This is a genomic window from Pseudomonas sp. PB3P13 (assembly GCF_054897735.1).
Genome location: NZ_CM142702.1, coordinates 2,710,948 through 2,732,877, shown reverse-complemented (window position 1 = coordinate 2,732,877; position 21,930 = coordinate 2,710,948). Strand labels below are relative to the sequence as shown.

Annotated in this window: 21 protein-coding genes and 1 tRNA gene; 8 read left to right on the top strand and 14 right to left on the bottom strand. The window is 59.3% G+C overall.

Translation table 11 applies throughout. The features are described from left to right. Positions 1 to 22 precede the first annotated feature (22 nt). From ACYZT1_RS12705 to ACYZT1_RS12665, 9 genes are all read right to left on the bottom strand, one after another. The gene (locus tag ACYZT1_RS12705) at positions 23 to 1,303 is read right to left on the bottom strand and encodes an OprD family porin (protein WP_462015075.1); all 1,281 of its coding nucleotides are present in this window, start codon (positions 1,301 to 1,303) and stop codon (positions 23 to 25) included. Between the two features lie 49 nt (positions 1,304 to 1,352). After that, positions 1,353 to 2,222, bottom strand: a complete 870-nt coding sequence (locus ACYZT1_RS12700; RefSeq protein WP_462015074.1) for an aldose 1-epimerase — start codon at positions 2,220 to 2,222, stop codon at positions 1,353 to 1,355. Positions 2,223 to 2,311: 89 nt separating this feature from the next. Continuing rightward, the gene (locus tag ACYZT1_RS12695; protein ID WP_462015073.1) at positions 2,312 to 3,403 is read right to left on the bottom strand and encodes a mandelate racemase/muconate lactonizing enzyme family protein; all 1,092 of its coding nucleotides are present in this window, start codon (positions 3,401 to 3,403) and stop codon (positions 2,312 to 2,314) included. Further along, entirely contained in the window at positions 3,400 to 4,209 is an 810-nt protein-coding gene (locus tag ACYZT1_RS12690) for an NAD-dependent epimerase/dehydratase family protein (RefSeq protein WP_462015072.1), read from the bottom strand. The genes ACYZT1_RS12695 and ACYZT1_RS12690 overlap by 4 nt, the downstream gene beginning before the upstream one ends. A gap of 53 nt (positions 4,210 to 4,262) precedes the next feature. Beyond that, positions 4,263 to 5,552, bottom strand: a complete 1,290-nt coding sequence (locus tag ACYZT1_RS12685) for an MFS transporter (RefSeq protein WP_462015071.1) — start codon at positions 5,550 to 5,552, stop codon at positions 4,263 to 4,265. 82 nt (positions 5,553 to 5,634) lie between these two features. Next, positions 5,635 to 5,928 carry a Dabb family protein gene (locus ACYZT1_RS12680; protein WP_462015070.1) on the bottom strand — a complete coding sequence of 98 codons (294 nt, stop codon included), beginning with the start codon at positions 5,926 to 5,928 and terminating at the stop codon, positions 5,635 to 5,637. A 15-nt stretch (positions 5,929 to 5,943) separates the two neighbouring features. Beyond that, positions 5,944 to 7,350 carry an aldehyde dehydrogenase (NADP(+)) gene (locus tag ACYZT1_RS12675; protein ID WP_462015069.1) on the bottom strand — a complete coding sequence of 469 codons (1,407 nt, stop codon included), beginning with the start codon at positions 7,348 to 7,350 and terminating at the stop codon, positions 5,944 to 5,946. A 12-nt stretch (positions 7,351 to 7,362) separates the two neighbouring features. Next, positions 7,363 to 7,809 (bottom strand): nuclear transport factor 2 family protein, encoded by a 447-nt coding sequence (locus tag ACYZT1_RS12670; RefSeq protein WP_049708973.1) that lies wholly within the window; start codon positions 7,807 to 7,809, stop codon positions 7,363 to 7,365. A gap of 2 nt (positions 7,810 to 7,811) precedes the next feature. Further along, a complete protein-coding gene (locus ACYZT1_RS12665) occupies positions 7,812 to 8,621 on the bottom strand; it encodes an RraA family protein (protein WP_462015068.1) in 810 nt (269 codons plus the stop codon). Positions 8,622 to 8,793: 172 nt separating this feature from the next. On the opposite strand from ACYZT1_RS12665, the gene ACYZT1_RS12660 reads away from it, so the two are divergent. Together ACYZT1_RS12660 and ACYZT1_RS12655 are read left to right on the top strand one after the other, a co-directional pair. Continuing rightward, positions 8,794 to 10,407: an IclR family transcriptional regulator domain-containing protein gene (locus tag ACYZT1_RS12660; RefSeq protein WP_462015067.1), complete on the top strand. Its 1,614-nt coding sequence runs from the start codon at positions 8,794 to 8,796 to the stop codon at positions 10,405 to 10,407. A 13-nt stretch (positions 10,408 to 10,420) separates the two neighbouring features. Continuing rightward, positions 10,421 to 10,603, top strand: coding sequence for a hypothetical protein (locus ACYZT1_RS12655; RefSeq protein WP_462015066.1), 183 nt, complete (start codon positions 10,421 to 10,423; stop codon positions 10,601 to 10,603). A 212-nt stretch (positions 10,604 to 10,815) separates the two neighbouring features. On the opposite strand, the gene ACYZT1_RS12650 is transcribed toward ACYZT1_RS12655, so the two are convergent. From ACYZT1_RS12650 to ACYZT1_RS12630, 5 genes are all read right to left on the bottom strand, one after another. Further along, positions 10,816 to 10,891: transfer RNA gene (locus tag ACYZT1_RS12650), tRNA-Gly, on the bottom strand. 63 nt (positions 10,892 to 10,954) lie between these two features. Then, entirely contained in the window at positions 10,955 to 11,515 is a 561-nt protein-coding gene (gene pgsA / locus ACYZT1_RS12645; RefSeq protein ID WP_462015065.1) for a CDP-diacylglycerol--glycerol-3-phosphate 3-phosphatidyltransferase, read from the bottom strand. 32 nt (positions 11,516 to 11,547) lie between these two features. Continuing rightward, positions 11,548 to 13,371 (bottom strand): excinuclease ABC subunit UvrC, encoded by a 1,824-nt coding sequence (gene uvrC, locus ACYZT1_RS12640; RefSeq protein WP_462019239.1) that lies wholly within the window; start codon positions 13,369 to 13,371, stop codon positions 11,548 to 11,550. 1 nt (position 13,372) lies between these two features. Beyond that, the gene (gacA, locus tag ACYZT1_RS12635) at positions 13,373 to 14,014 is read right to left on the bottom strand and encodes a response regulator transcription factor GacA (protein ID WP_462015064.1); all 642 of its coding nucleotides are present in this window, start codon (positions 14,012 to 14,014) and stop codon (positions 13,373 to 13,375) included. Between the two features lie 126 nt (positions 14,015 to 14,140). After that, on the bottom strand, positions 14,141 to 14,605 hold the full coding sequence (locus ACYZT1_RS12630; RefSeq protein ID WP_462015063.1) for a GNAT family N-acetyltransferase: 465 nt from the start codon (positions 14,603 to 14,605) through the stop codon (positions 14,141 to 14,143). A 606-nt stretch (positions 14,606 to 15,211) separates the two neighbouring features. Here ACYZT1_RS12630 and ACYZT1_RS12625 point away from each other — a divergent pair. The 6 genes from ACYZT1_RS12625 to ACYZT1_RS12600 all read left to right on the top strand — a co-directional run bounded on the left by ACYZT1_RS12625 (position 15,212) and on the right by ACYZT1_RS12600 (position 21,911). Then, positions 15,212 to 16,279, top strand: a complete 1,068-nt coding sequence (locus ACYZT1_RS12625) for a 3-deoxy-7-phosphoheptulonate synthase (protein ID WP_462015062.1) — start codon at positions 15,212 to 15,214, stop codon at positions 16,277 to 16,279. Positions 16,280 to 16,575: 296 nt separating this feature from the next. Beyond that, positions 16,576 to 17,457, top strand: coding sequence for an esterase/lipase family protein (locus ACYZT1_RS12620; protein ID WP_462019238.1), 882 nt, complete (start codon positions 16,576 to 16,578; stop codon positions 17,455 to 17,457). 86 nt (positions 17,458 to 17,543) lie between these two features. Then, a complete protein-coding gene (locus tag ACYZT1_RS12615) occupies positions 17,544 to 17,825 on the top strand; it encodes a peptidylprolyl isomerase (RefSeq protein ID WP_150615470.1) in 282 nt (93 codons plus the stop codon). 134 nt (positions 17,826 to 17,959) lie between these two features. Continuing rightward, positions 17,960 to 19,828 (top strand): extracellular solute-binding protein, encoded by a 1,869-nt coding sequence (locus ACYZT1_RS12610; protein ID WP_462015061.1) that lies wholly within the window; start codon positions 17,960 to 17,962, stop codon positions 19,826 to 19,828. After that, positions 19,828 to 20,889, top strand: a complete 1,062-nt coding sequence (locus ACYZT1_RS12605; RefSeq protein ID WP_462015060.1) for a microcin C ABC transporter permease YejB — start codon at positions 19,828 to 19,830, stop codon at positions 20,887 to 20,889. Before ACYZT1_RS12610 ends, ACYZT1_RS12605 begins: the two co-directional genes overlap by 1 nt. After that, a complete protein-coding gene (locus ACYZT1_RS12600; protein ID WP_462015059.1) occupies positions 20,889 to 21,911 on the top strand; it encodes an ABC transporter permease in 1,023 nt (340 codons plus the stop codon). Before ACYZT1_RS12605 ends, ACYZT1_RS12600 begins: the two co-directional genes overlap by 1 nt. Positions 21,912 to 21,930: the final 19 nt, after the last annotated feature.

Sequence of the window (21,930 nt, the reverse complement as noted above, 5' to 3'; positions counted from 1 at the left end):
GCAACGTGATCAATTGCGGCTACTAAAACAGTGGCAAGGTATAGGCCAGAATCACCCGATTTTCATCCCGGCGCCCGGTTGCATCCCCTTGCAACTGGACATTGCGCCAGCGCAGCGCAAGGTTTTTCAGTGGGCCGTCCTGAATCACATAGGTGATATCCAGGTTGCGCTCCCATTCGCTGGCGTCCTGACCTGCAACCTTGAAATTGTCGCCTTTCACGTAACGAGCAAAAGCCGTCAGGCCGGGCACGCCGAGCGGCGCAAAGTCCAGGTCATAACGCGCCTGCCACGAGCGCTCCTGTGCACGGTCGAAACGTAGAACCTGAACCGCGTTAGCCACGCCTGGCAGGTCGGTGTCGTGAATAAACGGCAGCGCACTGTCACCGGCGTTGTACTGGTAGCCAATGCGGAAAGTCTGCGCGCGCAGGTTGGCGCTGAGCATCCCGGACGTCATGCGGCTGTCGAGTTTGCCAGCCTGTTCAGCGCCGGACTCACCGGTGTCGAGGTAATTGAGCGTACCCGACAGGTTCCACTCACCTGCCTTGTGCGTATGGGTCACGGTGGACAGGTTTTGCTGATAGACATCTTCCAGACGTCCACCCCACGCACCTGCGGTCCATTGCGGGTTGATGCGCCAGGTACCGCCCAGGTAATTGAAGCGGTCGCTGAACACGCTGTAGTAATTGCCCACCTGAATCTCACGGCTGCCCGCGAATTCGCGCTGATTGACGCGGCGCATCTGGCCCAGGCTGATATCGAGATTATCGAACTCGCGAATGTCGAGCATCGCGCCTTCAAAGAACTGCGGCAGCAGTCGGGAATCCCCGGAAGTGACCAGCGGGATTTTCGGAAACAGGCCACCCACCTTCAGTTCACTCTTGGAATACTTCAGTTTGAGCACAGCGGTGGCCTCGGAAAAATTGTCGACCGAACGCGGGTCGGCATTGCGCGGACCACCGGCGCGGTCGTAAGCGCCAGGCAGCAATCCGGTGCCACTGCGCGAGGGCGACGAGTCGAGCTTGAGCCCCAGGCCTGCGTAGACATCCACACCTACGCCAACGATACCGTCGGTGTAACCCGAGCCGCCTTTGAAGATGAAACCCTGTGCCCACTCCTCCAACTTTGACTGTGCCGGCTTGGTCGAGTCACGCAAGTCATGGTTGTAGTAGAAGTTGCGCAAGGTCAGGTTGCCGTGGGCGTCATCGATCAGATCGGCCTGGGCCGCCAAGGGGCCAAGGCTGAGCAGCAGTGTCAGAGGTTTTGCAGCGCGAGCGAAGCCCGCCTCATGTGAGGATCTTTTCATTATTATTGTTCTCGGTGGTGGGTGTCGGTTCAGCGGTCAGTGGATGACGTCAGGTGTCGTGCCAGGTGAAATCAAGGGTTGCGCTCAGGCGTTGCCCTGGTGCCAGTTCATGAGTGCCCACGTCGTGCCAGGTTGGACGCGGCTGGTTGAAGGCGTCGGCAAGGTGCGACACCGGCTCCAGGCAAAGGTAGGTGGCATTGGCCGGGGCGAAGGCGACGAAATGACTCAGCGGTGCCGATGCGTGTAGGTCGAGCTGGCCGCTCTCATACGCCAGTTGCAGATGCCCATTCCAACTCGACTGGTAATGGGCCAGTGCGCTCGCATCGTCCGCCTCGAACACCACGTTGCGCAGTTGGTCGAGGTACTCGCCAGTGACGAGGTAGTCGCAATCAATGGCCCAATCACGGCCGACCGCATAGTGCGCGCGCAGACCGGGGTGGCGCTGGAAATACGGGTGCAAGCCGAGTCCGCCGGGCATGGGCTGCTCGCCGTTGTTCGTCAACGCTAACGTGATACGCAAGCGATTGCCGAGCAAGGAAAAATGCTGCTCGGCACGAAACGCCCATGGCCAATGCTCACCTTTATAATCACAGGCAATCAGCACGTGATCGGCAGTTGCCCTGACCACGTCCCAGGCCAGCGTGTGACTCACGCCGTGCAAGGTATGGGGGGCAGCAGCTGGATGGGCCGGCAAGCCGTGCACGCGACCGTTGAAACTAAGTTTCGCATTACGCAGGCGGTTGGAGTACGGCATCAGCGGATAAGCGCCCGCCCTGGGCCAGTTCAGCGGATCGAAACTTTCGCTGTCGATCGGAACCAGCACATCCAGCCCCTTCGCGCGCAGGGTGGCAATACGACCGCCCCAGGCGGGCAGCAAACTCAATGTCCAAGTGGCATTGCTCAGTACGACAGGTTGCATGGGACCTCCTGCGCCTGGATCAGGCACGGCAAACCCGGCCGCCGGTTGCGCGGCGACTACGGTTTATCAATTTACAAAAGGATGAAACGTCAACTACGCCGGAAACGCTCGATCACCTGCAGATCAATGTCCACGCCAAGCCCGACATCCTGGGGAATCAGTAACTGGTTACCCTGGCGTAGCGACTCGACCGGGTACAGCCAGTCCGCCGGTTCCACAAACAGGTACTCCACCTGGGGAACCCAAGGCTGGACCGCCGCCAAGTGCAGAGTGGCGATCAACCCGGGGCCAAAGTACGGGCAATGCGGCAGTACCACGGCATCGTGCTCGCGCGCCAACTCGGCAATGCGCAGACATTCGGAAATGCCGCCGACCTTGGTCACACTGGGTTGGATCGAATCGACCGCCCCCCTCGTCAAGGCCTGCTCGAACTGCACGGCTGTGCACCAGTTTTCCCCGGCGGAAATCGGTACGCCCTGGCCCCGCAGGCTGGCGAGCGTGGCGAAGTCTTCGGGCGGAAAGATCGGCTCTTCCAGCCAGGCCAAGTTGAGGTCCGCCAACGCCGGCAGCCACTCGCGGGTGTCCTGCACGTTCCACGAGCAATTGACATCGGTGGCCAATGGCACCGAATTACCCACGGCGCGTCGGCAGGCGGCGATGTCGTGCAGGGTCGCCTCGTGCAGCTTGAGGTCGGTGAAGCCCATCGCCAAGGCTTTCTCGCAGGTCGCCGGGGCGATCTTGTCGTCGCCATAACGCACCAGGCTGGCATACGCCGGCACCTGGTCTCGACAGGACTCACCCAGCAGTCGATGCAACGGCACGCCCTGACGGCGAGCGGCCAAATCCCACAGGGCGATGTCGATCCCCGAGATGGCAAACAGCGTCAACCCATAACGGCCAAACAGGTGCAGACGTCGCTGCAAATCCAGGTTCCATGCGGGGATATCGGTAATGTCTTGCGCCAGCAACAGCGGTGCAATCAGACGATCGATGAGTGCCTTGGTTGCGTCGGCAACGAAGTAACCGAAGGCTTCACCCCAGCCGATATTGCCCTGCTCGTCTTCAAGACGAATCAGTACGTTTTCCAGGGTGCGCCAGGTAGAAGGCGTACCGCCCTGCCCTTTGCCACCATCCTGGAATGGAATCTCCGCCACTATCGTGTCGACACGGAGAATCTTCATACACGCTCCAAGACACTGGCCAACGGCACACCGGCATAGGCTCCGCCCACGTGGTCACGGCCCGACCCTACGGGTGCCATCGCCTCGTAGGGCAGATAATGCTCGGCAAGATGCTCACCGGCGTTATCTTGCGGCGTGTAGCCCAAGGCGCGAGCGCGCCGGTTGTGGAACAGCGGATTAGGACTTTCGGAGACGCCGTAGACGATTTCCTGATGCACGTCCGGGTGCTCCAGGCCAATCAATAGCAATTGCGCCAAGTCGCGGGCGCTGGTCCACATGCGCAAACGGCGGGCGTCGGACACCTTAGGGTCAGCATTACCAATACGTACAATGAACGTGGCCAAGTCGCTGCGCTGGGAGGTCATGGCGCAGGCGGCTTCGCCAAATACCTTGCTCAACGCGTAGTAACTGTCGGGCGCCACGGGCATGTCGTCAAAGTACTCAGCGGCGTCACTGCGGTGCTGGCCCAACACGTGATGGCTGCTGGCGAACACAAAACGCTTTACGCCGTGCTGCAACGCAGCCTCCAACAGGTACAAGGTGGCGTGATAATTGGGCTCGACCGTGCTGATGAACTCAATGTCGGTGCCGTGAGCGCAGGCCAGATGCAGGATGCCATCTACCCCATTGACGGCCTGTTGCACACAGGCCGGGTCGGTCAGATCACCGACCACCGCCGTCTCGCCTGCCACCAGACCTTCAACAGGTTTACGATCAAGCAGGCGTAGCGCATAGCGCTGACGAAGAAAGGGCCGCAGCGCGGTTCCGACGATACCGGCAGCGCCGGTGATAAGCAGCGTAGGCATGACAAATTCCCAAATTCGTTACGGTCGCCGACTTTCGCCGACGTTTCACAGGGTCAGGCGACGGCGATAGCCATTTCGCGTTTCTGCGGCTTTTGGCCAACAAAGAACGCCACGATCAGCGCACCGAGGATGCCAAGACCACCTGCCAAGACAAAACCACTGCTGTAAGTGCCGGTGGACTGGATGATAAAGCCAGTGACCGTTGGCGCAACAATGCCCGACAGATTGGCCAGCCCATGCATGAACCCGCCTGCTGTGCCGACCTGGTGATCCGGTACAGCATCCTGGATCAGCGACCAGTAGGCCGGCGCGGTGAGCATCAAGAAACCGATGGCGACGGTCATTACCGCCACGGTCGCTGTCACGCTCTGAACCTGACCGGTCAACCCGATACACACCGCCGCAATCAACAGGCACGTGACGAGAACCACTTTGCGCGAAAACAACTGCTTGCCGGTGCGCTTGAACACCCAGTCAATGAGCAGGCCGCCGCAGACAAAACCAACGGTGCCCACCAGCCAAGGCAAGGCGGTAACGATGCTCATGGCCTTGAGGTCGATGCCCTTGGCGTCGATCAGGTAGCTGGGAAACCAGGTCATGAAGAAGTACAGGATGTAGTTGTAGCAAAACAGCGACACACCAGTGACCAACACCGAACGCTGCAGAATGATCTCCAGGACAGGCGTGCGTGGCGCGTTTTCTACGGTAGACACAGGCGCTTCACGGCCTTCGTTAATCTCGGCAAGTTCCTGGGGCGAGACCTTAGGGTGTTCGTTCGGGGTCGACGTGGCCAGTCGGTACCAGGCGACCGCCCAGACCAAGCCGATCACGGCAATGACCACAAAGGCAACGCGCCAGCCCAACCACAGGGCGAGAAAACCAATAATGGGACCGGCCAAGGCACCGCCCAATGGCCCCCCGGCCTGATTGAGGCCGATGGCGCGGGCACGCTCCTTGATTGGAAACCAGCTGTTGACGGTTTTGTTGGCCGTGGTTGACACCGGCCCCTCACCGACGCCAAACAGCGCGCGGACGATCAGCAGCGACCAGAAGTTGAACGCCAACGCAGTGGAGCCACACAGCACCGACCAGAAGCTCATGGACCAGGTCAGTACGCGCTTGGGGCCGAAGCGGTCGGCGAGGTAACCACCAATAAAACAAAACAGCGCGTAGCCGAAGAAAAAGCTGCTGAAGATCATGCCTTTTTCCGAAGGCGTGAGGTGATATTCCTGGGTGATAAACGGCATTGCGATCGACAAGGCTGCGCGATCGATATAGTTGATGACCATGGCGAGGAACAGCATCGTCAGGATTGTCCAGCGGTAGTTCTTTTTCTTGTTCATTTACATCTCCGCCCGGCATTGCAATGCCGGATCTTGTTGTTATAGCGCCTGCCCCGGGCAACAGGCCAGGCGCTGCTGGGGTCTAGACGCTGTAATCCACTGCCACCCATTCGAAGTACTGTTTGAGGTCCGCCACCAAGGCCTGGTGCGCGGGGTGCGGCAGGTAACGCTCGACCGCCGCCCCGTCATCAAAGGTGGACTCAAGGATGTAGTCCCAGCAGATCGGCCGGTGCAGCTCATTAGCGGCCACGCTCCACTGGCGAATGAAGTCAATTTCCGCCTCCAGGCCGCGCATCTGCGCGACCAGACGCGCTTCCAGTTCAGGCTGCGGTTCGACACCCGCCAGGCGCCGGAACATTACGATATGTCGCATCATCGTTACGCCCTCCGTTTAACCCAGGACCCAGGCCGGCGCGTCTTGCAACGCCACCGGGCGCAAGAAGCGCTCGAGCGCGGCATAACCGACCGAGGTGGCTTGTGGAGTGGTCGACGACGGCCATGGTCCGCCATGCTGCTGCGCGTGACACACAGCCACTCCGGTCGGCACGCCGCCGAACAAGACGCGACCTGATACACGCTCGGCAGCACGCACCAATTGCCGATTGAATTCACTGGATTCTTCGGCGCCCCACAGCGTGGTGGTCAAGGTCCCACCCACCACGTCCAGCACCTCAATGACCTGAGCCAGTGACCCGGCAGTGATGATCAACGCGGCAGGACCAAACATCTCCTCACGCAGGTGCGGGTTGGCGATAAATGCTTCTGCATCGGCGGCCAACAATTGAGGTGCCGGTCCGGCCCCCTCCGCAGCTTTGTCAAAGACAGGTGTCGCATGCTGCGCCACGGTGGCAACGGCGGCCTCGAACCCCTTCTGCATGCCTGCTGTAAGCATGCGGTGCGTGCCGATGGGTGCGATGGCTTCGGCCAATTGAGCGACAAAACGCTGGGACTGGGGCGATTCCAAAACAACTATCAGGCCTGGGCTGGTGCAGAATTGACCGCTGCCAAGCGTAATGGAGGCCGCCAGTGTCTTGGCGAGCGTTTCACTGTTGTGCTCCAGTGCCGTCGGCAACACGACCAACGGGTTGATAGAGCCCAACTCACCAAAGAATGGCACCGGACGCGCACGTTCATTTGCCGCTTGCCACAATGCCTTGCCCCCTTGGAAAGAGCCCGTGAACGCTACGGCGGCAATTGCAGGATGCTGCACCAGGTAAATACCGCCTGCACGTGAGGTGCTTTCAACCAGAGTCAGTACGCCCTCGGGCAACCCTTGCTCGCGAATGACGGCTGCGGCCACCTCGAATACAGCACGAGACAGCGCAGGGTGACCCGAGTGTGCCTTGACTACCACCGGGCAGCCGGCTGCCAGCGCAGAAGCCGTGTCGCCGCCGAGTACCGAAAAAGCGAACGGAAAATTGCTCGCGGAAAACATCGCTACAGGCCCCAGCGGACGCTGCACTCGCACCAGTTTCGGCCGGCCAACCGGTGGGGCACCGGCGATGGCCTCATCGACAACGCGGCGAAAAGGCACGCCCGCCTCCACTTCGCTGGCGAACCCACGCAGTTGGAACGCGGTACGTGCGACTTCGCCGTTGAGCCGCGCTTCACCCAGCCCACTTTCACGGTCCGCGATGGCCACCAGTTGCGCCTGGTTGTGCTCAAGGGCAGAGGCTAATCCACGCAGTAAAGTGGCACGTACAGCGGCTGATGATTCGGCCCAGGTAACCGCGGCGTCTACTGCCTTGGCCACCACCTTGTCGATGCCAACCAATGCGGGGTCTTGTTGATTACTCATGTCGATCTCCGTTCAGTGCGGCGCAGGGCCGAGGTTGTAACCACGACCTGCGTAGTCGAAATCCACCAGTTCATTGATCGCGACGGCCTTGTCCGCAGGCGAGGCGTAATACGCACGAATCTCTTTGATCAGACCGCTCTGCTCGTCGAATACATACCACTCATCCCCGCGCAGGGCCGTGTTCAGCTTGCTTTTCCAGTGCGTCCATTCGATCACCGCTTCATGGCTGTCGTGACTGACCAGGATTTTCTCGATGGTCCACTGTGAACCGAGGTTCTCCACGCACCACTGCCACTTACGGGCAATGGCGTCGGCCGTGCGCCATGGAATATCCGGCAGGCCGGCGGGGAAGTAATGCACCGCATCCGGAGTGAAGCAGGACACCAATTTGTCGTAGTCAGCCTCGTTACAGGCATCGAAATAGCGACGAATCAATTGGGCGTAAGTGTGCTCGGCCACGGTCAGTCCTCCTTGCGGGCAATGATTGAAGGAATGGTCGGGCGGCCATGGGCGACCCAGGTGTGGTAATCGGCGATCGAAGCCGGGCTGGGTGGGTAGACGCCCCACAAGGCTTCACCTGCGGCAATGCGCATGGCCAGGTAATGCTCGAGGTCATCCTGCACGCTGCAGACCTCGGCCAATTCTTCGGCCAGATGGGCCGGCACCAAGGTCAGGCCATCAGCATCACCGACGATAATGTCGCCGGGATAAACCGCGACACCGGCGCAGCCAATCGGTACTTGCAGATCGGCAACGTGGTGGTAGGAAATGCGCGTAGTGGCCGTGATCTCACGGGCGTAGGCCGGCAGGTTCATGCCAGCAATTTCGCTGCCGTCGCGCAGGGCGCCGTCTGTCACGATGGCCTTGGCGCCGCGTGCCAGCAGCCGGGTCACCAGGATGTTGCCAGCGGAAGCGGCGGCCGGGTCATTGCGGCTATCGATCACCAATACATCACCCGGCTGAATCTGTTCGACGCCCTGCCACTGCAGGTTGTCGTCATTGGGTTTGGTCGTCATCGTCGCGTAGGTATCGATATCCTCACGCGCCGGGATAAAGCGCATGGTGAAAGCGCGTCCAGCGAACGGCTTGGTGTCGCGCGTCATGGCGCGCAGGCCGACCAGCGCGGGCTGGCGAAAGCCACGCTTGAATAACTGGGTCGTTAACGAACCACTGCTGCACGTGGCGAGCCTGGCCAGGACTTCATCACTGACTTCTACCCGCTTGCCCGAAGCGCTTTCATGAGCGTCAGCGTAGGTGTGGATGGTGGACATTCTTATAAGTTCTCCAAACGATACGGCATCTGATGAGCAGTCCGGCATTCCCACCATGTGGAACTCAACCCGTAACTTGCCCCGCTGAGTTCGATTCTATGGCGGAAAACCGAATGAAAAAGCAGCAGAATGGGTAACCAACCAGAGCAGTTCCAAAAGGTGGGAATATTCGATGAAGACCGGGGATGGCACGGGCGCGCTGGAAAAAGCCTTGGATGTCTTGCAAGCCGTTGGCGCAACTCCCAACGGCATCAGCCAAACGCAATTGGCCGCTCAGGTTCAATTGCCACGCACAACGATGTACCGGATCCTCGCCACGCTGGTAGAGCGCGGCATGATTCGGCGCGACCCCACACGCAAGGTCTACCGGCTGGGCTTCAATTATCTGGAGATGGTGCGTAACGCGTACCTGGAGCCGGACCTTGTGGCCGCCGCCAGCGCCGAGCTTCGTGCATTGCGTGACCTCACAGGCGAAACCTCTTACCTGGCTGTACTGGACGGTAACCAAGTGTTGTCGCTTGAGCGTTGCGATGGCGCCCACACCCTGCGCTCTGCAGCCAGCCTGGGCCAGGGCAAGCCGGTGTACTGCACCGGCCAGGGTAAAGCCATCCTTTCGGCGCTGGCGCCTGGCGCCCGTGACGATATTCTCAAGGGGCTGGTGCTGGAGCCGCTGACACCGCTGACGATCACCGATCGCCGGCGCTTGTTGGCCGAATTGCAGATCACCTGTACTCGCGGCTACGCGCTGGATGATGAAGAGATACGGCTAGGAGTGCGTTGCGTCGCCGCCCCGATCATCGATAAGCACGGCAACGTGCGCGGTGCGCTGAGCGTCGCCGGGCCGGCCTATCGACTCACCTTGGAGCGTTTGACGTTGCTCGGTCCGGAGCTGGCAGATGCCGCGCGACGGGTCGGAGAACAACTGCGGGGTGAACCCTCAGCCCACGCGACCAGCGCTACGAATGTAGTGCCCGGGCCATGGGCTTTCCATGGTGCCTTCCCGCGCTGGCACGCCGAGCAAAAACGGCTTTATTGGGCGGACACCCTTGCACCGGCGATACATTGCTGGGACGGTCGCAGCAGCCGCATTCTGAGCCGATTGGACTTCCCTGTGCGTGCCATGGAGATGCACCATGATGGCTTGTTGGTAGCCCACGCAGGAGGCTGGTCACTCATCGATTGGAAAGGCGCGGAGCATTCCATGCAGGATCTTCTGGGCTCCCGCCTCCTGGCCTTGGGCACCCATCCATCAGGCACGCTGTGGGGATGTACCAGAACGTCAAGCGGCTGCGTAATTGGTGAGGTGAGTGTTGAGGGGGAACTGCGCCATGGCTGGAGCTTGAGTGAACAAGTCAGTGGCTTTCGGTGGGATGCAACCGGCACAGCGTTATACGCCATCGCACCAGGGACAGGCGACATCCTCAGGATGCAGCCTGGTAGCAACACCGTGCGCCGACTGGCTACCTTGCCACGCGGCGGGGGAAGCCTAAGCGGCTTGGCTTTGGACGCACAAGGCGGCGTGTGGACAACCCAGCGTGATGGCTGGAGTCTCGCGCGCTTCGATGCAGAGGGCAATCTGGACCGAATGATAGGCCTTCCAGTACCCAGCCCTTCCGACCTTTGCTTCGCAGGCAAAGATGGCACCACTCTGTACATCACCAGTTCCCGTCAGGAACTCAAGCTGGAAGTGCTCGGAGGGGCACCTGACTCAGGCTGCCTGCTGCAGTTGGAAGCAGAAGTTGCAGGACAGACGGTGGCGGCGAGTTGCTGGCGCCTAGACAGTTAACAAGGGGTTACTCATGTCATTTGATTTTCATCACTTGCTGTTCGTCTTCACAGCCTACATCGTTGGAGCGGCGAACCCCGGCCCCAGCAACATGCGGATTATGGGCGTGGCAATGCATCAAGGCCGCAAGCCTGCACTTCTGCTGGCAGCCGGCGTGATCAGCGGTTCGTTTTTTCTGGGGATCTATTGCAGCTGAAGGCGTCTCCTCGTCTCGCTATCCAAGCTGCCCCAGCAAAAAACCGATTCAGTGCACATCCAAATCCAAGATCCTCATTCGGAACTTAAATCGGGACTCGAAAGCACTGGATGGAGCTGGATTTCAGTGGTTCCCGCTGGAACGAAAAAAGGGCCAAAAGGCCCTTATTTCAATCACTTACAGAATTCAGTGGAAATCTGCAGAACAATATCTGGAGCGGGAAACGAGACTCGAACTCGCGACCCCGACCTTGGCAAGGTCGTGCTCTACCAACTGAGCTATTCCCGCGTCTTGGTGAGGCGCATTCTATAGAAAGCGAATGCCCCGTCAACCCTTTGATTCAAAAATGTTTTATTTCTTTTCAACGTCCGTCTTCAGATGCGGCCAGGCTGCGCGAAGGTATTGGACCATCGACCACAGCGTCAAACCCGCCGAGATCAGCAGCAAGGCGTAACCCAGCAGAACCCAGAACGTGAAGCTTGACGGGTTGGCCAGCAGGATCACCAGCGCCAGCATCTGGGCAGCGGTTTTCCATTTGCCCAGATTCGATACTGCAACGTGTGCACGCGCGCCGAGTTCGGCCATCCACTCGCGGAGCGCCGAAATGACAATTTCTCGCCCGATGATCACGGCTGCGGGCAGTGTCAGCCACAGATTACCGTGCTCTTGCACCAGCAACACCAGGGCGACCGCAACCATCAGCTTGTCGGCCACCGGATCGAGGAAGGCCCCGAACGGCGTACTCTGTTCCAGACGGCGGGCCAGGTACCCGTCCAGCCAGTCCGTTGCTGCAGCGAATGCGAATACCGAAGCGGACGCCATGTAGCTCCAATGGTATGGCAGGTAGAACAGTAAAATGAAGATCGGGATAAGCAGGACGCGTAGTACGGTAATCAGATTAGGGATATTCATCGGCACAACTGGCTACGAGGTGAGGTGGCATTCTACTCGCTGTGCAGATTTGCATAAATCAACTCTGCAAGCTTTTTACTGATTCCGGGTGCTTTGGCGATCTCTTCGATGCTTGCACGAGACAGCTCCTGCAATCCACCAAAATGTTTCAACAAATCGCGGCGGCGCGTCGGCCCGACTCCTGCAACGCCCTCAAGCGTAGACGTGCGGCGGGTTTTACCACGACGGGCGCGGTGCCCGGTAATCGCGAAACGGTGCGCCTCGTCGCGTATCTGCTGAATCAAATGCAGTGCCGGTGAGTCGCCGCGCAAGGTGAACTCGTGCGCGGCATCGTTCAGATACAGCGTTTCAAAACCCGCCTTGCGCGTTGCGCCTTTGGCCACACCGAGCAAAATCAGGTCGGGCACGGCCAGTTCATTGAGCACATCGCGAGCCATCGACAACTGGCCCTTGCCACCGTCCACCAGCAGAATGTCCGGCAGTTTGCCTTCGCCGTCCTTGAGTCTGCTGAAGCGCCGGGTCAGCGCCTGGTGCATGGCTGCGTAATCGTCGCCCGCCGTCACACCTTCGATGTTGTAACGACGGTAATCGGACTTGATCGGGCCTTCCGGACCGAATACCACACAGGACGCCACCGTGGCCTCACCGCTGGAGTGACTGATGTCGTAGCACTCGAGTCGCTGCGGCGGTTCATCGAGTTTGAGCACTTCGGCCAGCGCCTCGAAACGGGCACCCATATGCTGTCGGTTGGCCAGCCGCGCACCCAGCGCCTGTTCGGCATTGGTCACGGCCAACTGTTGCCAACGTGCGCGTGTACCCCGGACCCGGTGGCTGATGGTCAACTCACGACCGCGCAATTCTTCAATGGCCTCGATCAGGGTGGGGAAATCTTCGTGAACCACATTGACAATGAGTTCGCTCGGCAGGTCGCGCTCGGGGCTGCTGATGAAATAGTGTCCAAGAAACGCTGCCATGACCTCAGAGACGTCTTCTTCAATACCCACCTGCGGGAAGAAGTTCTTGCTTCCGAGCACCCGCCCGCCCCGCACGCTGATCAGGTGAACGCATGCGCCGCCCGGATTGATGAACGCCGCGATCACGTCAACGTCGCCAGAGCCGCCTTCCATACTCTGCTGATCCTGCACCCGGCGCAGCAACGAGATCTGATCCCGCAGTTCGGCAGCCCGCTCGAATTCCAGATTGATCGCCGCCTCTTCCATCGCCGTCGACAGTTCGTCCGTCAGGGCATTGCTGCGTCCTTCAAGAAACATCACCGAGTGGCGCACATCTTCAGCGTAAACCTCGGGCTCGACCAGACCGACACACGGCGCCTTGCAGCGTTTGATCTGGTATTGCAGACACGGGCGCGTACGGTTTCGGTAATAACTGTCTTCACACTGGCGGACGAAAAAGGTTTTTTGCAGCAGGCTAAGGCTTTCGCGAATCGCCCCCGCGCTCGGATACGGACCGAAGTATTTGCCCTTGGCCTTCTTCGCACCGCGGTGAATGCTCAAGCGCGGAAATTGCCCGTCCGAAAGAAACACATAGGGATAGGATTTATCGTCGCGCATCAGAATGTTGTAGGGCGGCCGCCATTCCTTGATCAGCGTCTGCTCAAGCAACAAGGCTTCGGTTTCGTTCGCTGTGATCGTCGTCTCGACCTGGGCGATTCGCGCTACCAGCGCGGCGGTCTTGGGCGCGAGGCCCGTCTTGCGGAAGTAGCTCGACAGTCGATTCTTGAGGTTTTTCGCCTTGCCGACATAGAGCAGGCGCGCCTCGCTGTCAAACATGCGGTAGACGCCGGGACGGCCACTGACAGTTGACAGGAATGCGCTCGGATCGAAAGTTTCGGTCATGTCAGAGGCTGGCATCTACCATGCCGTGACGAACCGCCAACAGCGTCAATTCGACATCGCTGCTGATCGAAAGCTTTTCAAAAATTCGATAACGGTAGGTGTTCACGGTTTTAGGCGAGAGGCAGAGCTTGTCGGATATGATCTGCACTTTCTGGCAGCCGACAATCATCAAGGCGATCTGGATTTCCCGCTCCGACAACGCGTCGAAGGGCGAATCGTTGCTCGGCTGGAATGATTTGATGGCCAGTTGCTGGGCGATTTGCGGGCTGATGTAACGTTGTCCGGCAAATACCAGGCGAATGGCCTGGACCATTTCCGGCAACCCGGCGCCCTTGGTCAGGTAACCGGCAGCACCGGCCTGCAGCAAGCGTGTCGGGAACGGATCTTCCTCGCACACAGTGACCGCTACGACTTTGATGTCTGGCTGACTGCGCAACATTTTGCGCGTGGCTTCCAGACCGCCGATGCCAGGCATCTTGACGTCCATCAGGACCACATCGGGTTTCAGTTCGCGCGCCTTGAGCAGGGCTTCTTCGCCTGACTCGGCCTGGCCGACCACTTGCAGGCCATCGATGTCTGCCAGCATTCGTGTAATGCCGGTACGAACGAGATCATGATCATCGACCACTAGCACCCTAATCAAGCAGACACCTCGCGATATGGTCATATTGAGTTGCCGACACCTTAGCAAAAAGCAACTGGCAGACCTAGCGGCAAGCGTCATTAAAACAGTTTCAATTCGTCTTGAAACGCTTGTCGCCTGCGCGTTTCAGACATTCGCGGCCCTCACGTCACGCTGCATTCTCAGGAAACAATCGTCTGTGCCGACCACCTTCAGGCCCTTTCTCTCATACAAGGCTTTAGCTGGATTATTCTGGAATACCGTCAACCGCAGTGCCGGTCGTTGTTCCTTGATAGCCATCGCGAAAACCTGATCGATCACCCAGGAACCGGCGCCCTGCCCCTGAAAGACTCGCTGCACGTGCAACTCACGGATGTACAAGGCCCTGGCGTCGCGACTCAGACTCACATAACCCAAGCGCTCTCCACCTTGCATGATCAGCAGGTTTTCGCGTCCAGCCCATGCAACGTCAAACGCGTCATCCTCCCAGCGCAGATCGTGCTGAATGTAATAGCGCAGCATGGATTCACAGGTGAGCGTTCGCGCAAACTCCAGGTCCCGCGACGTGGCCGGGCTGAATTCAAATTCGGCGGGAAGGGACGATTGGATCATGTTCGGGCGTTACCTGATCTGTTCGCTGAAGTGTGTCACAACCTTCGCTGCGCTCAAGCAATAGAAAACACCTTCGTCAATCAACTGCATTTTCCAATTGAATCCGGCTACCCGCCTCTAGTAAGCTCGGGGCATTCATCGGAGACAGACCATGTTCGACACCCTCTTACCGCCTCATATCACCAGCGCCCCGCGCTCGGTGGCGGCTGCCCCGGTGAACGACGTCTGTACTCCGGTCAGCTTTTATTTTGGGTATTGGTTTAGCCACTGGCGCGCCTGATACCCACAAGGCGCCCACTTCAAACGGGTCGCCACCAGAGATTTCTCAACCCCCGGTCGGCTTCCCGACCGGGGGTTTTGTTTTTCTGGCTCGCCACTTTTTGCACTCACTTGAGGTTTTACGACATGAACTACGCCACTTATTACCGTTACGACATGTTTAGCGCCTGGCGATTTAGCAACTTCCGCTCGGGACAGCCTGCCGCCTCCGATCGGTCACCTGCAGGTGGCAAGCACACACGCGCGGTCAACCCGGCCAATTGTCGAACACCCCAATAGGGCCGAGTGCGCGGGAACGAACCCGCCGCCAGCCCAGGAATCCTGAAGATGAACTCGTCCGTCTCCGCTCTGCCACTGCCTACCCTGAGCCCCGCCAATGAAGCGCTGACCGTGCGCCTGCCGACCTCATTGCAACTCAAACAGCAATTACCGCTCGGCAATGCCTTGACCCGTCAAGTCGCCAGCCACCGCGATGCCATCCGCTCGATAATCAACGGTAACGACTCGCGTTTGCTGGTCATCGTCGGCCCCTGCTCAATTCACGACCCCGAATCCGCTCTTGAGTACGCCCACAATCTTGCCCGCCTCGCCGCCGAAGTCAGTGACCAGATGCTGCTGGTAATGCGCGCCTATGTCGAAAAGCCGCGCACCACGATTGGCTGGAAGGGCCTCGCCTACGATCCGCATCTGAACGGCAGCGATGACATGGCCCACGGCCTGACCCTGTCCAGGGCGCTGATGCGCGAAATGCTCGAGCTTGGATTGCCGGTTGCTACCGAATTGCTGCAGCCGATGGCCGCTGGCTACTTCGACGACCTGCTCAGCTGGGTCGCGATCGGCGCACGCACCACCGAATCGCAGATACATCGGGAAATGGCCAGCGGTTTGAGCATGCCGGTCGGGTTCAAAAACGGCACCGACGGCGGCGTGACCGTGGCCAGCGATGCCATGCGGTCGGCCGCCCACCCGCACCGTCATTTCGGGGTCGATAGCCAGGGGCATCCCGCAATCGTGCACACACCGGGCAATCCCGACACTCATCTGGTCTTGCGCGGCGGCCATCGCGGACCGAACTACGATAGCGCCAGCGTCGCACAGGTGAAAAGCGATCTGAGCCAGCTGAACATTGCGCCGCGCATCATGGTCGATTGCAGCCATGCCAACAGCGGCAAGGATCCGCTGCGTCAACCGGCAGTCTTCAACGATGTCCTCGAACAGCGTTTGCGAGGTGACACCACGTTGATCGGCATGATGATTGAAAGTCACCTGTTCGAAGGTTGCCAACCGTTGAGCCCCTCGCTGCGTTACGGTGTTTCGGTCACTGATGCTTGCCTGGGCTGGAGCGGCACGGAGCAACTGTTGCTTGAGGCAACAGAGCGGCTTCGCCGGCACTAAGGCGCCAGTCGTCCAGCCTCGCCCAAGGCTGGACGACGTCAAGACCGCACGCCGGGCCCGTCGCCGGAACACATGGGCAAACGTCCCTCCTCCCGTAAGCCCTTCAAGGGCCACAGGCAAAAGCTGTCGAAAGGACGTCCAAATATTCGGAACAAAGCCTCGTGGATATTCGAGCATTCGTACTTTCCCTATTCCGTTTTCGCCCAGCTACAGCGGACTTTTCGCACATCGCAGTGGCGTGGGACTGCTTTAGAGTGAGCTTCGATACCCCATCCACTTCAGTAACAGGTACGCACATGCAACGGAATGCAACCACTCAGTTTCCGATCCTGCTGGTCCACGGACTGTTCGGTTTTGATCGAATTGGCCGGGTCGAGCTGTTCCACGACATCAAACAAGCCCTGCGAAGCGCTGGCGCCAGGGTGTTCATTCCTCATCTTTCAGCGACCCATTGCAACGAAACCCGCGGCGAACAACTGCTGGCGCAAATCGAACGAGTGCTCGACGGTACCGGCGCAGAAAAAGTCAACCTGATAGGTCACAGTCAAGGGGCACTCACCGTGCGTTATGCCGCAGCGGTTGCGCCAGAGCTGGTCGCTTCGGTCACCTCTGTCAGCGGGCCTAATCACGGCTCGGAACTGGCCGATTTCCTGCGCAAGGCCCTCACCCCGGGGAAACTCCCGGAAGCAGTCGCAGAAACTGCTGCCACTTTGTTTGCAGATTTCATCTCGATCCTTAGCGGTCACCAAAAGCTGCCGCAAAATGCCGTCGCTGCGCTGAACGCGCTGACCACTGAAGGGGTCGGTGCCTTTAACGCCAAATACCCGCAAGGATTGCCTACCACATGGGGCGGCAAGGGGCGCGATCAGGTCAATGGGGTTCGCTACTACTCCTGGAGCGGCACCTTGCAGGGAAGCGTATTTGACGAGGGCCTCAATGCGCTCGACCCGTTGCACGGAATCTGTCGTGCCTTTTCCCGCTATTTCTGCTCGGAGCCCGAGCATAACGATGGCATGGTCGGACGCTTCAGCTCCCACCTGGGCAAGGTGATTCGCTCAGACTATCCGCTGGACCATATGGACAGTATCAATCAGACCGCAGGTCGAGTACGTCCCGGCGTCGATCCGATCGGATTGTACGTGCAGCACGCCGAACGGCTGCGAAAGGCCGGCCTGTAGACATCCGACTGAACTTTGAGAAGAAATGGGCCACTGAATCCGGTAGGCTCGTCACTTTACCGAACATTGAAAGGAGAAATTTACCCATGGCTAAAGCCACTGCCCGTCACATCCTGGTTGCCAGCGAAGAAAAATGTAACGAACTCAAAACGCAAATCGAGGGCGGCGCTGATTTCGCAGAAGTCGCGAAGGCCAACTCCACTTGCCCTTCCAGCCGTCAGGGCGGCGACCTGGGTTCGTTCGGTCCGGGCCAAATGGTCAAGGAATTCGACACCGTGGTGTTCAGCGCGCCGATCAACGTCGTGCAGGGCCCGGTGAAAACCCAATTCGGTTACCACCTGCTCGAAGTGACCAGCCGTCAAGACTGATCATCGTCTGATTGCCCCAACAACGGCCCGCCTTCTGGTGGGCTGTTGTGTTTTGGCTACGCGATACGGCTGGCGAGGAACGTGCCGCTAGCGTACAAATTACGCTCATCGACCTCCCGGCTTTAAGGCTGACAATGCGACTGGCTTTCCCGACTTTCCTGTTCACTGCCGTGGCCCTGTTATTGGGTGCCGCCGGTGTGAATGCCGCCCCGCAACATGCACTGACCGTTTACGGTGAGCCGGCCAGATACCCCGCCGGTTTCGCCCATTTCGACTACACGAATGCATTGGCCCCCAAGGGTGGCACGATGCGGCGGTCGGCGCTTGAGATCGGTCACTTTGATCACATCCTTCCTTATATAGACAAAGGCATTGGCGTGTCGCAGATCGACGGCCTTCTCTATTCGCCTCTTGCCCAGCGGTCGCAGGATGAGCCTTACACCGTGTACGGCATGGTGGCGCAGTACATGGAACGCGCCGATGACGGTCTCTCGCTACGTTTCTATCTGAATCCCGAAGCGCGTTTCGCCGACGGCAAGCCCATTACCGCTGAAGACGTGCGTTACACCTTCAACCTGCTGATGACCCAAGGCAGCCTGCGCTACCGCGCGCAGTTTGCCGACGTCAAAGGCGTTGAAGTGGAAGCCCCGCGCACCGTGCGTTTCGACTTCAAAACCAACGAGAACCGCACCCTCCCCCTCGACATCGCGACCCTGCCGGTATTGCCCGAACACTGGTGGAAGACCCGCGACTTTGCCGGCGGCGGCGGTTACGAGCCGCCCCTGGGCAGCGGCCCTTATAGAGTCGGCAAAGTCGATTCGGGCCGCACCATTACCTTCGAACGCAATCCCGACTGGTGGGGCAAGGACCTGCCGGTCAGTCGTGGCCTGTACAATTTCGATCACTTCAGCATCGAGTACTTTGGCGACACGGACGTAGCGCGGCAGGTCTTGCGCGGCGGCGCGTACGATTACAATCGTGAATTCTCCGCGACCGGTTATTCGATCGGTTACGACAGCCCGGCGCTCAGCGATGGTCGATTGCAAAAAGCGCATCTGGCGCAAAACGCGCCGCAGTCGGCTCAAGGGTTTGTGTTCAATCTGCAAAATCCGCTGTTCCAGGATCGCCGCGTGCGCCAGGCGTTGGTAATGCTCTGGGATTTCGAATGGACCAACCGGCAGATGATGCGTGGCCTTTATATCCGCCAGCAAAGCTATTTTTCCAACAGCGAACTCGCCGCCCGCGAGCTGCCCGATGCGTCCGAACGGGCCATCCTCGAACCGTTGCGCGGGCAGATTCCGGACGAAGTGTTCACCCAAGTGTTCGAAGCCCCGAGAACCGATGGCAGCGGGATGATCCGCGACAAGCAGTTACACGCGCTGGAGCTGCTTGAGCAGGCCGGCTGGAAACCCGACGGTGATCATTTGGTGAACGCTGATGGCAAGCCGTTGAGCTTCACCTTTCTGGTCAGCCAGAACGGCATCGACCGTATGCTGCTGCCCTACAAACGCACGCTGAAGCAGATTGGCATCGACCTGAACATCCGTCGTATCGATTCGTCCCAATACGTCAATCGCCTGATGTCGCGCGATTACGACATGATCGTCACCGGCTACCCGGTGACCACCTCGCCGGGCAATGAGCTGTACAACTATTTCGGCTCGGTCGCGGCGAACGATCCGGGCTCGAACAATTACATGGTATTGAAAAACCCGGCTGTCGATACGCTCGTCGACGGGCTGGTGCGTGCGTCCACCAAGACCGACATGTTGCGCTACGCCCATGCATTGGACCGGGTGCTGCAATGGAATTATTACTGGATCCCCAACTATTACCCGCCGGGCAGTTCGACGGTGTGGTGGAACCGCTTCGGAATACCCAGCGTGCAGGCGGCCAACGACGAGGTGATCGAAAGCTGGTGGGAGGTCAGTACCACGCCACTGACCAACCAGCAGATGACCGCCGAGCTGATCAAGCGTGGCAGACCCGGAGGGCCGCACTGATGTGGGCTTATAGTCTGCGGCGCCTGCTGCTGATCATTCCGACGCTGGTGATCATTCTTCTGGTCAACTTCGTCATCGTCCAGGCCGCGCCCGGTGGCCCGGTCGAGCAGGCAATCGCGCATTTGCAAGGGATCGGTGGCGCAAGTGTCGGCGGCAGTTCCGGCGACGTCATGAGCGCAAGCTCGCGCGCCAGCCGTGGCCTCGACCCGCAACTGATCAAGGAAATCGAAAAGCAATACGGCTTCGACAAACCGGCACCGCAGCGGCTGTGGTTGATGCTCAAAAGCTACGCGCAACTGGACTTCGGCAAGAGCTTCTTCCGCGGCGCCACGGTCACCGACCTGATCCTGGAAAAGATGCCGGTGACCATCTCCCTGGGGCTCTGGGCGACACTGATCACGTATATGGTATCCATCCCGCTGGGCATCCGCAAAGCGGTGCATCACGGCAGTCATTTCGATATCTGGAGCAGCACCGCGATCATCATCGGCTATGCGATGCCGGCGTTTCTCTTCGCGATGTTCCTGATCGTCGTGTTCGCCGGCGGCACGTCGCTGAACTGGTTTCCCGTGCGCGGTCTGGTGTCGGACAACTTCGAGTCCTTGTCGACCGTGGGCAAGATTGCCGATTACTTCTGGCATCTGGTGTTGCCGGTGACGGCGCTGGTCATTGGCGGTTTCGCGACCCTGACCATCCTGACCAAAAACGCCTTCCTCAACGAAATCACCCGCCAATACGTGGTCACCGCCCGCGCCAAAGGCATGAGCGAACGCCGGGTGCTGTACGGCCATGTGTTTCGCAACGCGATGTTGCTGGTGGTGTCGGGTATTCCCCAGGCGTTCATCAGCGTGTTCTTCGCCGGTTCGCTGCTGATCGAAGTCATTTTCTCGCTCGATGGCCTGGGTCGCATGAGTTATGAAGCCGCCGTGTCGCGGGACTATCCGGTGGTGTTTGGTTCATTGTTCATCTTCACATTGTTTGGGCTGCTGATAAAACTGGTCGGCGACCTGTGCTACACCCTGGTTGATCCGCGCATCGATTTTGCTGCGAGGAACGCCTGATGCTTACGCTCTCGCCCCTGGCTCGTCGTCGTCTCGAACGTTTCAAGAAAAACCGTCGTGGCTGGTGGTCACTCTGGCTGTTCATTGGCCTGTTCCTGCTGACCCTGGGTGGTGAACTGATCGCTAATGACAAGCCGCTGGTCGTCAGCTACCAGGACTCGTTGTACTTCCCGGTGTTCAAACGCTACACCGAGCAGGCGTTCGGCGGGCAACTGCCGTTTCAGGCCGATTATCGCAGCGATTACGTGCAGGACCTGATCAAAAAGGACGGTGGCTGGCTGCTGTTTCCGCCGATTCCGTTCAGTGACGACACGCCCAACTATGACTTGAGCAAACCCGCACCCAGTCCGCCGTCGAATGTTAATTGGCTGGGCACGGACGACCAGGCGCGCGACGTGTTGGCCCGGGTGATCTTCGGTGCGCGGGTGTCGATTCTGTTTGCGTTGATGCTGACGGTTATCAGCGCATTGATCGGCATCGCGGCCGGCGCCTTGCAGGGTTACTACGGTGGCTGGGTCGATTTGATCGGCCAGCGTGTGCTGGAGGTCTGGTCGGGGTTACCCGTGCTGTATTTGCTGATTATCCTCTCGGGTTTCGTCGAACCGAATTTCTGGTGGCTGCTGGGGATCATGGCCCTGTTTTCCTGGCTGGCGCTGGTCGACGTGGTGCGCGCCGAGTTCCTGCGCGGGCGCAATCTGGAATACGTCAAAGCCGCCCGGGCGCTGGGCCTGACCGACCGTAAAATGATCGTGCGGCACATTCTGCCCAACGCGATGAATGCCACGCTCAGTTACCTGCCGTTCATTTTGACCGGGGCGATCTCAACGCTGACGGCGCTGGATTTTCTCGGGTTCGGCATGCCGGCCGGCAGCGCGTCGTTAGGCGAGCTGATCGGTCAGGGCAAGCAAAACCTGCAAGCACCCTGGCTGGGGCTGACGGCGTTTTTCACGTTGGCACTGATTCTTTCCTTACTGGTGTTCATTGGCGAAGCATTGCGCGATGCGTTTGATCCGCGATCTTGATCCTCGATCTTGATCGGCG

Excerpts from the sequence above, each read along its gene's own strand:
- ACYZT1_RS12705 (WP_462015075.1), bottom strand. The coding sequence starts at position 1,303 with ATGAAAAGATCCTCACATGAGGCGGGCTTCGCTCGCGCTGCAAAACCT.
- ACYZT1_RS12700 (WP_462015074.1), bottom strand. The coding sequence starts at position 2,222 with ATGCAACCTGTCGTACTGAGCAATGCCACTTGGACATTGAGTTTGCTG.
- ACYZT1_RS12695 (WP_462015073.1), bottom strand. The coding sequence starts at position 3,403 with ATGAAGATTCTCCGTGTCGACACGATAGTGGCGGAGATTCCATTCCAG.
- ACYZT1_RS12690 (WP_462015072.1), bottom strand. The coding sequence starts at position 4,209 with ATGCCTACGCTGCTTATCACCGGCGCTGCCGGTATCGTCGGAACCGCG.
- ACYZT1_RS12685 (WP_462015071.1), bottom strand. The coding sequence starts at position 5,552 with ATGAACAAGAAAAAGAACTACCGCTGGACAATCCTGACGATGCTGTTC.
- ACYZT1_RS12680 (WP_462015070.1), bottom strand. The coding sequence starts at position 5,928 with ATGATGCGACATATCGTAATGTTCCGGCGCCTGGCGGGTGTCGAACCG.
- ACYZT1_RS12675 (WP_462015069.1), bottom strand. The coding sequence starts at position 7,350 with ATGAGTAATCAACAAGACCCCGCATTGGTTGGCATCGACAAGGTGGTG.
- ACYZT1_RS12665 (WP_462015068.1), bottom strand. The coding sequence starts at position 8,621 with ATGTCCACCATCCACACCTACGCTGACGCTCATGAAAGCGCTTCGGGC.
- ACYZT1_RS12660 (WP_462015067.1), top strand. The coding sequence starts at position 8,794 with ATGAAGACCGGGGATGGCACGGGCGCGCTGGAAAAAGCCTTGGATGTC.
- ACYZT1_RS12655 (WP_462015066.1), top strand. The coding sequence starts at position 10,421 with ATGTCATTTGATTTTCATCACTTGCTGTTCGTCTTCACAGCCTACATC.
- pgsA (WP_462015065.1), bottom strand. The coding sequence starts at position 11,515 with ATGAATATCCCTAATCTGATTACCGTACTACGCGTCCTGCTTATCCCG.
- uvrC (WP_462019239.1), bottom strand. The coding sequence starts at position 13,371 with ATGACCGAAACTTTCGATCCGAGCGCATTCCTGTCAACTGTCAGTGGC.
- ACYZT1_RS12630 (WP_462015063.1), bottom strand. The coding sequence starts at position 14,605 with ATGATCCAATCGTCCCTTCCCGCCGAATTTGAATTCAGCCCGGCCACG.
- ACYZT1_RS12625 (WP_462015062.1), top strand. The coding sequence starts at position 15,212 with ATGAACTCGTCCGTCTCCGCTCTGCCACTGCCTACCCTGAGCCCCGCC.
- ACYZT1_RS12620 (WP_462019238.1), top strand. The coding sequence starts at position 16,576 with ATGCAACGGAATGCAACCACTCAGTTTCCGATCCTGCTGGTCCACGGA.
- ACYZT1_RS12615 (WP_150615470.1), top strand. The coding sequence starts at position 17,544 with ATGGCTAAAGCCACTGCCCGTCACATCCTGGTTGCCAGCGAAGAAAAA.
- ACYZT1_RS12610 (WP_462015061.1), top strand. The coding sequence starts at position 17,960 with ATGCGACTGGCTTTCCCGACTTTCCTGTTCACTGCCGTGGCCCTGTTA.
- ACYZT1_RS12605 (WP_462015060.1), top strand. The coding sequence starts at position 19,828 with ATGTGGGCTTATAGTCTGCGGCGCCTGCTGCTGATCATTCCGACGCTG.
- ACYZT1_RS12600 (WP_462015059.1), top strand. The coding sequence starts at position 20,889 with ATGCTTACGCTCTCGCCCCTGGCTCGTCGTCGTCTCGAACGTTTCAAG.